Source organism: Hymenobacter cavernae (assembly GCF_014641455.1).
Taxonomy (GTDB): Bacteria; Bacteroidota; Bacteroidia; order Cytophagales; family Hymenobacteraceae; genus Hymenobacter; species Hymenobacter cavernae.
Genome location: NZ_BMHT01000002.1, coordinates 509,192 through 521,990, shown reverse-complemented (window position 1 = coordinate 521,990; position 12,799 = coordinate 509,192). Strand labels below are relative to the sequence as shown.

The window sequence follows — 12,799 nt, the reverse complement described above, 5'->3', positions numbered from 1 at the left end:
GCTTACAACCTAGGCTAGGTGACGTTCGGTAAGGGTAGTTAAAGCCCGCACGATGGTGCGCTTGGCTAACTCAATTTTGAAGGCATTATGCTCGTAGCCAATGGCAGCTTGCAGCTCCGCTTCCGCAGCACGGCGGAAGATTTCCGCAGTAGGTTGAGCGCCCGTTAGTATTTCCTCTGCCGCGTGCGCCCGCCACGGCTTGTGCGCCACGCCACCTAGGGCTAGGCGCACATTTTTTATCTGACTATCCGCTACTTTCAACACCGCCGCCACCGACACCAGCGCGAAAGCAAAGCTAGGTCGGTCGCGCACTTTCAGGTAGAGCGAGCTGGTGGCAAACGGCGTAGCCGGCAGGTCAATAGCCGTAATCAGCTCGTCGTGACCTAGGTTCGTGTCTTGCTCGGGCGTGTCGCCAGGCAGGCGGTGAAACGCTTCAATAGGAATACTGTGCTGTCCATTAGCACTTTGCACTTGCACCGTCGCATCGAGGGCTGCCAGCGCCACCGCCATATCCGAGGGGTGCGTGGCAATGCACTGCTCGCTGGTGCCCAGAATGGCATGGATGCGGTTGAAACCCCCAATAGCCGCGCAGCCCGAGCCGGGTTGGCGCTTGTTGCAGGGCGCTGTGATGTCGTAGAAGTAGTAGCAGCGGGTGCGCTGCAAGAGGTTGCCAGCGTTGGTAGCCAGGTTGCGCAGCTGCGGTGAGGCCGCACTCAGAATGGCCTGCGTGAGCACCGGATAGCGCTGGCGTACAAGCAGATGGTTGGCCGTGTGGCTGTTGCGCGCCAGGGCGCCGAGGCGCAGGCCGCCGTCGGGCAATTCTTCAATCTGGCTGAGGGGCAAACGGTTGATGTCAATAACCTCATTCGGCCGCTCGACTTCTTCGCGCATCAAGTCTACGAGGTTGGTGCCACCGCCGATGAACTTGGCTTCCGGGTTTTGAATAGCGGCACCAAGCGCGGCGCTAGTATCAGCAGCGCGGGTGTAGGTAAAAGCTCTCATGCTTACTGGCCCTTTTGCTGCTCGTACACGTCGCGGATAGAATCCACGATACCTAGGTAAGCGCCGCAGCGACAGATGTTTCCGCTCATCCGTTCCCGTATTTCTTCATCCGTCAGGTCCACTTCCGCTTTCGTCAGATCGGAGGTCGCGAGGCTGGCGTCGCCTTGCGCCACTTCCTTCAGCATGGCCAAGGCCGAGCAGATCTGGCCCGGCGTGCAGTAGCCGCACTGAAAGCCGTCGTGCTCGATGAAAGCGGCTTGCAGCGGGTGCAGGTTGTCGGGCTGACCCAGGCCTTCGATGGTGGTAATTTCCTGGCCCTCGTGCATCACAGCGAACGTTAGGCAGGAGTTAACCCGCTCGCCATCAACCAGTACCGTACAAGCACCGCAGGCGCCCTGGTTGCAGCCTTTCTTGGTGCCGGTCAGCCCAATGAACTCGCGTAGAGCGTCGAGTAGGCTCACACGCGACTCCAGCTGCAAGTGGTAGTCGTGCCCGTTGATGCGCAGGCTGACCGGAAGAAGGCCAGGGTCCGCAGCGGCAGGCGGCGACTGCCCGCCGCGGGGAAGATCCCCGCGCAGGATTTGCTCGATGGAGAAGCTCATAAGAGGGGCTGAATAGTAGTTGACCAGAACGAAAGCGCGTGGCAATAAAGAGCTTACCTGTGCTCCGTGCATCTACTTCCCGGTAAGTCATAAGGTTGCTACGAGTGAGTTTACACACGTCTTTATGTGAGGCGCCGCCTACCTCTCCGACCAGCAGTGCGTTTTTTAAGGCCGCAGCAAGTAGCTACCGGTAGTACCTAGCTTTTACCTGGCTAGGTATTTTTCAATTTCTACTTTGCATTGTCTCACTATTAACGTAAACTACTCACTCTTAACCACCTACACCATACCAAACCTCCAGAAAACTATGCTCCGTAACCGTACTCCCTTTCGCTGGCTCCTGCTTTTGTGGCTGGCCGTGCTGGCCAGCTGCGACATTTTTCAGAACGATCCGCCTACTCCGCTGCCTACCCCGCAGCCGGATGGGCAGGAGCTGTTCGTGTCGGCCGACCTGATTGCGACGGTGCCCAAAGTGACGCTGCAAGGCCTGGCCGTATTGTCGGGGCTTGGCAACTTTGCGCCTTTCGCCAAGTACGACGTGACGTTCTACCGTTTCGTGTATAAAGTCAAGTACCAGGGCCAGGACATTCAGGCGTCCGGATTGCTCGGCATTCCGCAGGGCACGCCCACAGCGCCGGCTCTGCTCAGCGCCCAGCACGGCACTATGTTCAAGCAGTCGGATGCGCCCTCCAACTTCCCAAATACCTTCAGCGGCTTCGAGCTGTTTGCCTCCACCGGCTTCGTCACGGTCATCCCCGATTTTATCGGCTATGGCATCTCCAAGAACATCTTTCACCCATATTACGACAAGCCAGCCAGCGCCTTGGCGGTGGTGAACATGGTGAAGGCAGCGCAGTATTTTCTGGCAACCAAGAGCGTGGCCATCAACGACAACCTGTTTCTGGTGGGCTATTCGGAAGGCGGCTACGTGACGATGGCTGCGCAGCAGGAAATCGAGACGCACGCCGGGCATAACCTGGCCGTGACGGCCGCCGCGGAGGGCGCCGGCGGCTACGACCTCACCGGTTTTATGAACCTAATCGCCACCGTGCCTACCTATGCCAGCCCTTCCTTTTTGGCGTTTATCATTCAGGCGTACAACACGACTTATACCTGGAACCGGCCGCTGACTGAGTTTTTCCAGGAACCGTACGCCGGCAAGATTCCGGGCCTGCTGAATGGCACCAAAACCACCGATGAAATCAATGCGGAGCTGACCACCAGCCCGGCGGCGCTGTTCACCCCCACGTTTTACGCCAACCTGAAAAACCCGAACGGCGAGCTGGTTCTGAAACAAAAGCTAGCTGACAATGGCTTCGGCGACTGGGTGCCAGAGAGTCCCACGCGCCTCTACCACGGCACCAATGACGAATCGGTGTTCTACCAAACCTCCGAAACGACCTTCAACCGCTTCAAAGCCGCCGGCGCCACCAACGTCGAGTTCTTCCCCATCCCGGGCGGCATGCACCGCACCAGCATCGAGCCGATGATGGTGAACGCCCTACCGTGGCTACAGTCGCTGGATAAGTAGAGGTTGAGGAGCTAGGAGCTGGAAGCTAGAAGTGAGGAGAGAACGTCATTCCGACGGCAGGAGGAATCTCGCGTGCAATGGTAATCCAATCGTTAGGGTTTACTACTACAACCTCAGCACGCGAGATGTCTCCCGTTGGTCGACATGACGTTCTCTCCTCACTTCTAGCTTCCAGCTCCTTCCTTTTTTACAGCTTAAACTGAAAGCTCACTTTCACCCCAAAATCCTTGGCACCAGGCGAGTTGCGGTAGGTGAGGCGGTGCAGGAAATCTACGCGGGCTATCTTGAAGATGTTTTCCACGCCGTAGCCGACTTCGGCATAAGGCAAGTGGCCCAGTGACTGAAAGGTAGGCAGCGGCTCGCCCCCCAGGCTGACGGGCGGCGTGATGGTGCGATTCGCTTGACTTACGCCACCGTAGAGAATATTGCCGGTTGCTACCAGACGCCAGTTCAGCTGCTTAAGTGCTGGAATGCTGTTCACCAGGAAGCCTTCGAAGTGGTTTTCGAACTGAAAAGACACGTACCGGTCGCTCACAAACTCGAAGTAGCGCATCAGGTTGAAGGCACCCACGTTGTAGAACGGCGACTGGTTGCCGAGGTGGGATTTCAGGATGGGATACGGCACGGTGCTCGGGATGTAGCCCGCGTCGAGGATGTAGTCGGTGCGGCCAAGCTGGCCCAGGCGCACGCTTTGGCTAACCTGAAAGGTGAGCTTGTGGTACTTGAAGTCGCTGCTCAGGAAGTTATCCAGACCTAGGGTGTAGCGCAGCGTAAACACGGGCCACTTCATCAGGCCCATTGCGTAGCGGCGGTTCTGGCTCTGCACCAGCACTTCGTCGCGGGCGTAGCGCGATTCCAGGACAAGCTCCGACAGGGAAAACTGATCGGCAACGGGCGCGCCAGGCGTCCGGTCGTCAGTGTAGTAGGCAAAAGGATACAGCGGATCGAAGTTCTGCTGCCGCAAAGTCACTTTCTGCGTGAAGCCCCGAAACAAGTCGCTTTGCAGACTGACTGTGTTCAGATTACGCATCAATGGGCGACTGCTGCTGATGTTGCCCAGGCGAGCGGCGGCTTCAAATAACGGGTTTTCCAGTCCGTAGTCGTTGTCGAGCAGCGCCACTTGGTCGAGGTCGTGGCGGCGCTCGGCCGTCATCACCGTCCAGTTGTCGCGGTTCAGGATGCGGCTGACCCGGACGCCGTACTTGAAGCGCTGGTCGCGGGTGCCGTAGGCACCGTAGGCGCGCACGAGCCAGTTGCGGCTTAGCTCAGGGGTGGTGCGAAAGCCAAAGCGGAAGCGGCTTCCCTCGATATTGTTGAAGCCGTACGTGCTCAGCACCGGACCTAGGTCGAACAAGCCCACGCGCTTGTAGCCGTTCACAAACACATCGGCCAACTCCATCACCGAGTGCACGGCCGGCAGCTTCTGCACCGAATCGAGCACGGCCAGCGTGCGCGCATCCTCCACCGACAACGAGTCGGGCCGGTTGTTTTCCCAGAAGCTTTTCGGCGCGTCATACGCGTCGGGTGCCGTCTCCACCGGCCGGTCGTAGAACGCCAGCGGCTGCGGATGGTTTACCTCGAAGTTCTGGTTTACCGTCGTGAACTTGGCCGTGATGCCGGCCAGCTGCTTGCCGCCGGGCTTCAGCCCAATGAACACGCGCGTGCGAGTCGGCAGCCACGGACCCGCCACCGTGGGCGCCAGATCCTGATACACCTGTATCTGGCTCACAAAGTTAAGGTTAGCCTCGGGGCTCACCGTCAGATCAACACGGCGCAAGGCGTAAGTTTCGGCCGTAATCCAGATGGTGCCCGTGAAAGCTAGGTCATGTGGCCGGCGCGGCGTTACGCCCAGCTTGTAGCACCAGTCTTTGCCCAGATAGACGGAATCCTGTAGCTCGTATTCGTAGGTAAACTTCCAACCGTCGGCAATGGGCGAGATAAAATCTTTGCCTAGCAACTGCTGCCAGTTCGGGTAAAAGTCCCAGTCCTGAAACGACGAACCTAGGATCTGCGACAGCACCGAGCCGTCGCGTGGTGCCATGCCCCGCAGCTGGGTGTGTCGGATTTCCTCGCGCTTGCGCCTGGGCTCGCGCCGCACGTAGTAGCGAGAAAGCACCTCAGAGGCAAAAATCGGCATGATGGGTTTGCCGTTCGCGTCGCGGGGCTGACCTAGGCTATCGGCCACGGCTGTCATCTGGCGCAGCAGGCGACGCTGGGTTACGCGCTCGGGCAGGTTGTTCACTGCTACTTCCACGCGGTTGTAGCTGTCGAAGGCAAACGCCTCCAGGTAGCGCTTATCGTTTTGGGGCCGGTGCGACTGCACCCGGCGCAGAATCTCGTAGGCTGGGTTTTCGGTGGGCCGCACCGTCACTTCCCCCAGGGTCACGCCGCTATTGGGCAGGGCGAAGTTGATGGTTTGCTGAAAATCAGTGGTAATGCGCTTCTTCTGCACCTTGAAGCCCATGGCCGAAGCCGCCAGCGAATCGGCGCGCTCGGTGGTGGCCAATTCGTAGCGGCCTTCCGCGTCGGCCGTCACGCCCGCCGAGGTGCCGGGCAGAAACAGCGACGCAAATGGCACCGGCTGTCCGGTCGTAGCTTCCGTTACCTGCCCGCTCAGCACGATGCGCTGAGCCCAGGCCGGCGAGATGCCGGCCACGAGCAGCAACAGTAAAAGCAGGAAGGAAACACTTCTCATAAGTCAAGCAGACAAGCCCACGCGCAACGAGCATAGTTCCCAGCTTTGAAAGATACGCATTCGACCGCCGGAAAAACTAGCTATTAGACGAATAGCCGCCCGCAGAGTTTTCGCTAATCAACTGATAGTCTTCTTATCATTCGTTGCGAAGCTGCTGCCTGAACCTAGGTCAGACAGTAGCTGCTGAGGGTCAGAAAGCAAAAAGAAGCCCAAGTGGGCTTCTTTCCTACTGTCCTTACTACCAGAACGTCATTCCGACCAGGAACGTCATTCCGACGATAGGAGGAATCTCGCGTGCAATGCTAATTCAACCGTCAAGGTTTACCACCACAACGACGCCACGCGAGATTCCTCGCAAAGCTCGGAATGACGTTCTGTTAATGACGTTCTGGTGGCGAACGCCAGATTTCTCCCGCTGACCGGCTTAGAAGCACTCTTCTTTGGTCAGGCGCTCATTCAGGAAGATACCGGCCTGGGCTCCTTCGGCGGCGGCAATCACGGCTTGTTGCGAACCGGGCGTCATGTCGCCGGCTGCGTACACGCCGCGCACGGAGGTTTGCACGTATTTATCCACCCAGATAGCGCCCTTGCTGGTCATGCGGCAACCTAGCTGCTCGGCGAGCGTGCCGCGCTGGTGCTGATTTGGGTGCACGAATATGGCTTGTCGCTCCAGCTCTTCCCCATTTGCAAAGACGATGCACTTCAGGTCGCCCCGCTTATTGCCTTGCAAGCGCGCAATGGGCTCTTCCCGAATCCCGATATTCTGAGCACGCAGCCGCTGGCGGGCATTTTCGGAAAGACCGCCGGGGCCATCGGTGCACACCACCACATCGCGCGACCACCGGCTTACCAGCAACGCCAAACCGGCCACGGTTTTGCCGCGGCCATATACAGCTAAGGCCTGATCCTGCACTTCCCAGCCGTGGCAATACGGGCAGTGCAGCACGCCCCGGCCCCACAGCTCGCGCATCCCGTCAATGGGCGGCAGTTCGTCGTCGACGCCCGTGGCTAGCAGCACCTTACGCGTGGTGATGGTAGCCGGTCGGCCCGATTCGCTATCGGCAGTAAGGGTAAAATGGTGGTCTTCGGCCGCTATCGTCAGCACGCGCCCCGGCCGGATCACGACGGCCGGATACGGCTCCAGCTGTTTGCGCCCGATGCGCAGCAGTTCCTGCGGCAGAATCCCGTCCCGGCTCAGAAAGGCATGTACGCCTGGCGAGGGCGCATTGCGCGGAGGACCGCCGTCGCAGACGAGCACGCGCCGACGGCACCGGCCCAGCACCAAAGCCGCGCTCAGCCCCGCGCAGCCGCCCCCCACAATCACGACATCGTAGTCGGTGGTGGGCATTGAAGAAGGTTTTTTCCGGCGAACGGGAGCAGAAGAAGTAGCCATAACGCAAATAGATTCGGCCATCTACAACGACAAATCAGGCTGCGGGTTCGGAAGGAGGAGCTAGCTGCGGGCCACATACCTAGGTTTGCAACTCGTTCCAAACAAAAAAGTCCCGCCATCGGGCGGGACTTTTAAGATAGTTGCGCGAAATGTGGTGCTTAATTCTGCTTCAGCAGGCGCTGAGTTAGCAGGGTGTTCTCACCCCGAATGACGAGCAGGTAGGCACCGGCCGAAACACCCCGCAGGTCGAGGAGGTGACTCTGACCACCTATTAGCTGCTGCACCGAATACGAGCGGCCGGTCAGGTCCGTCACGCTCACCGAGTACGTACCGGCAGGCAGCATTGTCAGGTCCAGGGTTGTTTCCGTCGTAGCGGGGTTCGGGTACACTCCTACTTCCGTTGCGGCAGCTGCCGCCGCGAAGCTCACGGTGCTCACCGGCGAGAAGCTTTCGGCCCCATCAGCATCTACCTGACGCAGACGGTAGTAGAGGAGCTGACCGTGGCGGGCAGCGCTAGCCTCTACGAAGCGGTAGCTGTGGACGGCCGTGCTCGTGCCATGGCCCTGCACCTTGCCTACCTGCACGAAGTTTTTACCATCTGCGGAGCGCTCCACGGCGAAGTGGTCGTTGTTTTTCTCCGAAGCGGTCGTCCAGCTTAGCACGGCATCGTTGACTTTAGCCTGCACGAGGAAGCTAGTTAGCTCCACGGGCAGCGGCGTTGTCACGAGGAAGGCGTTGGCCGAGAATTCCGACGTATTGCCTACAGCCACTCCATTCACGAGTGTGGTACTCAGGGCAGTAGCAGTAGCCGTAATCTGCGCGCCACCCGTTTGCAGGAGCGACAGCTGATCGGACGTGAGCGGCAGGCTGAACATGAAGCGGCTGGCATTCGTCTCCGAGCCCGAGCTGACGGCCGAGGCGGCAATGCCGTTGGCCGACATGTTGCCCGAATAAGGTCCCCATTTCGAATCTAGGTCAGCCGACGAACCTTCCGTTGCGCTGGTCAGGTACGTTCTGCCTTCCCCGAACTTAGTAGGGTCATTATCGGCCAGGAAAATCTCGATCAGAGCGCCGGGCGGCGAGTAGCCGGTTACGCGCAGCACGCCGCCGTTGATGGTGGCCTGGGTGAACACCGGGAAGTTGAGGCGGCCGTTCGGACCAGTGGCCGTGCCACTATCCACGTTTGTCGTAACACCGTCAGGAGCAACCGCTACCGTTGTATTAGTCAAGTTGATACCTAGCTTACCGTTGCTGGTCGTCTGGTTTTGCGTGAAGCGGTTGCCGGAAGTGCTCGTAGCAGTACTCTGGAAGGCCACAATCGCATCTCCAGTACTTCCCGATATAATGTTCTTGCTGATCAGGTTGTTCGTACCAAAGGCAATGGCAATACCTGCGTCATCGGTGCTGCTACCAGAGCCGTTGCCGCGGATGATGTTGTTCGAGATGTTGTTATTCGTGTTGGCAGTAGTTGCTAGGTAAATTCCGAAACCTTTGTTGTTGTTGATAACATTACCAGTAATGGTATTGCCAGATACGCCAACCAGGTTGATACCATCTCCATCGCGCACACTGCCACTTACAGTGTAAGCAGTGCCATTATTGAACACGTTATTCGTGATAGTGATATTCGTTGCGACGGTAGCACTTCCAGCTGCTGTAGTAGTGCTGCCTTGTATCCGCACTCCGGCGCTGGCACTGTTCAGCGCCGTTACATCCGTGAGTACGGAGCCGGCTGTGGTAGCACTGCTAAAGGTCACAGCAGCGCCATCCGAGAAGATAGCACCAGTAGCAGCAGTAGCAACTGTGCCAGCAGCATTATTTAGCCCAATAGAAGCAATACGCGTGTTAGCACCCGTCACAAACAAGCCCTTCAAGCTGTTAAAGTCAACTACAACCTCCGGGTCAGTTGAGGAATCGCTGCTCGACGTGGGCGTGCTACCCGTTAAGGCAGTTTGGCGGGAGCCATCTAGGTTTGTCCTTGCGTCTACGATGTTTGGCAGGGCCGTCGTCAGCTTAATTGTTGCGATACCCGTGTTTGGATCGACGCCGCCACTTATGCCACTCCGCAAGCCAGGAGGAGGCGTGCTGGTGCTCTTACCATCGCCAATCATGAAGATAGACGTCTCGACGCCAGGGGTAGCCAGGCCTGTCTGATTCAGGTTTGTGTTCGACAAAGCGTTCGAGTTTGTAATGAATTGCGCCAGCGAGCCTTGCCCCGAAGAGTTGGTACTGCTAATAACGTCGAAGTTAAAGCCGAAGTCAACCCCGGTTACCGTAGCTGTTGTCGTAGAAGTAGAAGGGATTGTAATGCCTGTGATGGACTGGGCAGTCGTGGTGGTACCGTTGATGATATCCGCTAGCGTTTGGGTACCCGTGTTGGCCGGCGCATCTGTCTTGCTAGGCACCTCGCCGCCCACTTTATTAATGGCTCCGTTCGCATAGGTCTGCACAGGCAGCAAAACTGACGTGGTGGTTCCTGTGATACCAGTAGCAGTTCGTGCACTGGTCACGGATCTATTCACAACGCGTACTGTATAGCTGCCAGCGGGTTGGTTAGCCAGGTTGAAAGTGTATACGCCTCCTGCCGGGGTAATGGTAGTAGCGACAAACGCGCCATTGGCATCGTACAGCTCTACTACCGCATTAGCACGCCCCAACGTAAAGCTGCTCGCCGCCGTCGCTGCTGCTGTGTAGTTACGCCCTGCACCACCGCCGTAGTTTACGTCATCGAAAACGCGGCCGCTGATCGTGATAGTAGCAACGCTGGCGGGCGTAAAGGTTTCGCGCCAGTCGCGTTCAGTTGTGCCAGGAGTACCTAGGTTTGGAAACGACGTTGGCGTCTGCCCGTTCGTAGGGTTAGTAAGCGTGGTGTTGTTATCGAAAGCATCATCCAGACCGTCGCCATCAGCATCGACGCCGTTTGCTACGGTGCTGGCTACACCATCGTTGGTTGTGTCCCAGCCTTCTACTGCATCAGTGCGCGAGTCATTATCCGAGTTCAGGTCACGATAGTCGGGTAGGTCAGCGCCATCCGTATTGGTGATAAGTACGGCCGTACCCGCTGCTACGGTGCCGCCAGGCGTCGGGTCATAGGTGTTATCCATGCCGTCGTAGTCGGTATCGATGCCCGATGGTGCCTGGTATTCCGCACTAGCCTGCGCTTCGATGTTATCCACGATGCCATCGTCATCGGAATCGATATCCAAAAAGTCAGGACGACCAACGTTGTCAGTATTCGTGAGCGGCAGCTTCGTAACACCGCTCTCAGCCGCAGTTTCGGCTGCATCAGGCATACCATTGGCGCCTATAGTGCCGCCGATCCGGTTAGTAGTAGCTACGTAGCCCGTAGGGGCTGTGCCGCCGTTAGCCTCAATGGCATCCGGAATGCCATCTCCATCAGCGTCAACATCCAGGAAGTTTGGACGTCCGTCCAGATCCAAGTCGTACACATCGTTCACCCCGTCGCCGTTGATGTCCACGAAGTTGGCTTCGTAAGGATCCAGGTAGCGAGGCACGCCGGTGACCGTAATAGTAGTCGGATCGATACCGCCGCTTTCCGCTGTGTTCGTGATGCCGTCGTTGTCCTGGTCGATGTCCAGGTTATCGTTTATGCCGTCGCCATCCGGGTCACACACGTACGTGAACGTGAAGTCGCGGGTCTGCTGCTCCGTGTTGCCGTAGGTGTAGGTATTTACCAGATAGTTGTCACCAGCGTTAGTAGTACCAGTGGCTCCCCCCCAAGAGTGAACACCATTGATAGAAGACACACCCGCAGCCTGAACCCGTGGAGTAGCAGCAGCGTCAGGAAACAATGTAGTACTCAGGTTAGAATCATCCCAGTACAACACGTCGAAGCCTTGCCGGCCTGGTCGCACGTTCTGAATCCGGAAACCCCCTACGTTGTTCTCGGCATCGTAGAGTGGAAAGTTTACGGGTGCAATTGGAGAGATACTGTTTTTGAAGGTAAGCGTAACCTTCGTACCCGAGCTGACAACGGCGTTCAGACCATCAAGACCATTCCACTGAATACGGGAATTTCCCACAGGAATTGTCTGAGAGATGAGCACATCGCGAGTGCCAGCCTGGTAACCGACTGTGCCGTTCAGGTCAATAACAATGTTGATGTTACCGCCAAGCGCTGAGCTAACAAAAAAATCCATCACGCCACCGGTGCCTTTGCAGTACGACGCGGTAGAGACCACCTTCAGGTCAGGATCATCAGCACTCGGCCAGACTGTTGGATCGGGGTCATTTACGAAGTTGAAGTACTCTGGGTAGTCAAGCTCCGTCGTCTGGCTCTTGCGCGACATGGTAAAGTCGGTGGCACTAGCCGTAGAACCCTTGCTGTTCGACACGAAACGGAAAAGGTTTTGAGGGGCAAGGCCCGCCAACTCAAACTTCTTTACAAAGTACCGACCTACATTGAGAGGGCTCGGAATAAGCGGGTACATGTTGAAAGCAGCAGAGAAAACGTTCGATCCGCCACCGGATGAAAAAGCCCACTGCTTGCTGAACAGGCGGCCGGGCTTTTCCACGCCCGCATTATCCTTGACCGTGAAATCCCAGAAGTCGTACGTGGAGAAGCGCTGCGATTCAGTAAAGGCAGTATTATAGGTGCCTGTTGCTGTAAACTCCCCCTCCTGCACAAATTCAAACCATACATACTGTGTGGCACCTGTGCTGTTAGTATACGCAAGCGGCGTGTAACCGTTAGCTGGTAGTCCGCCTACTTTGGGACCTACGCGGTTCTGGACAGTATCGGCAATTACGCCGGCTTGCGGGGTTAGAAAGGCCGATCCGCGCAGGGCAGCAGTCGTATTGGCTGTAGATGAGTCGCGGTAGATTTTTGACACGCGGCCAACAGTACCTATTCCTTTACCATCGGCACTCCAGCGCGCGCTGATAATCAGGTTATGCTGGTTTACTGCTCCATTAGTTACGTTGTTGAGAGCATGCGGAATACGATGCACTCCGTAGTATACCGTCTCGCCGGGCTTGAGCAACACGTACATGCGTTGATCATCGGAATAGGTAAACTTGCCGTTGTTGGTATAGCCAGAGGGCTTCAAAAAGCCCTTTGAAACGTTCCCATAAGCCGCACCTACCAGGTTAGCGTCATGCTCTAAGTAGCCGGCACGTGTGTTAGCCGGGTCAGTCAAAGCCGCGCCTGGGTTGCGGTTTGGTGTGAGCTGCTTAGAGCCTTCTGCCCAAACACTCACTGGTATCAGTATCAACAAGAAACTGAGCAGCCGTAAAAATTTAATCATCGCTAAGTGCAAAAATAAATCAATAAGCATCTTCCAAAATCAAGAAACCAATTCCTGATTCTGGAAATGCTTATCAAATTTGATGCACTATTAAGCCAATTGGATGATTTTTTCGATCAAACAATAGTTAAACCCTACGAAAATCAACTATTATACGAATAATCAAAAATAACGGCAAAATCATACTAGTTGCTTATATAGAACGTCGGCCCAACTAGGGCTTGCCAGCACTACTTCTGCTAGCAAGCCCTAGTTGGGCCGACGTTATATATAATTAACCGACGTGCTATATAATTAACCTTAGCGTAA

At 56.8% G+C, this 12,799-nt stretch carries 6 protein-coding genes; 1 reads left to right on the top strand and 5 read right to left on the bottom strand.

Annotation, left to right across the window (positions count from 1 at the left end):
• Positions 1–9: 9 nt before the first annotated feature.
• Both IEX74_RS06625 and IEX74_RS06620 read right to left on the bottom strand, forming a co-directional pair.
• A complete protein-coding gene (locus IEX74_RS06625) occupies positions 10–1,002 on the bottom strand; it encodes an FAD binding domain-containing protein (protein ID WP_188812337.1) in 993 nt (330 codons plus the stop codon).
• 2 nt (positions 1,003–1,004) lie between these two features.
• A complete protein-coding gene (locus IEX74_RS06620) occupies positions 1,005–1,604 on the bottom strand; it encodes a 2Fe-2S iron-sulfur cluster-binding protein (RefSeq protein ID WP_188812335.1) in 600 nt (199 codons plus the stop codon).
• Between the two features lie 307 nt (positions 1,605–1,911).
• On the opposite strand from IEX74_RS06620, the gene IEX74_RS06615 reads away from it, so the two are divergent.
• Positions 1,912–3,135 (top strand): alpha/beta hydrolase family protein, encoded by a 1,224-nt coding sequence (locus IEX74_RS06615; RefSeq protein WP_188812333.1) that lies wholly within the window; start codon positions 1,912–1,914, stop codon positions 3,133–3,135.
• 187 nt (positions 3,136–3,322) lie between these two features.
• Here the strand turns inward: IEX74_RS06615 and IEX74_RS06610 are convergent, their stop codons facing one another.
• From IEX74_RS06610 to IEX74_RS06600, 3 genes are all read right to left on the bottom strand, one after another.
• On the bottom strand, positions 3,323–5,830 hold the full coding sequence (locus IEX74_RS06610; protein WP_188812331.1) for a DUF5686 and carboxypeptidase-like regulatory domain-containing protein: 2,508 nt from the start codon (positions 5,828–5,830) through the stop codon (positions 3,323–3,325).
• Between the two features lie 424 nt (positions 5,831–6,254).
• Positions 6,255–7,178, bottom strand: coding sequence for an NAD(P)/FAD-dependent oxidoreductase (locus IEX74_RS06605; protein ID WP_188812329.1), 924 nt, complete (start codon positions 7,176–7,178; stop codon positions 6,255–6,257).
• A 203-nt stretch (positions 7,179–7,381) separates the two neighbouring features.
• Entirely contained in the window at positions 7,382–12,292 is a 4,911-nt protein-coding gene (locus IEX74_RS06600; protein WP_188812327.1) for a T9SS type A sorting domain-containing protein, read from the bottom strand.
• Positions 12,293–12,799 lie beyond the last annotated feature (507 nt).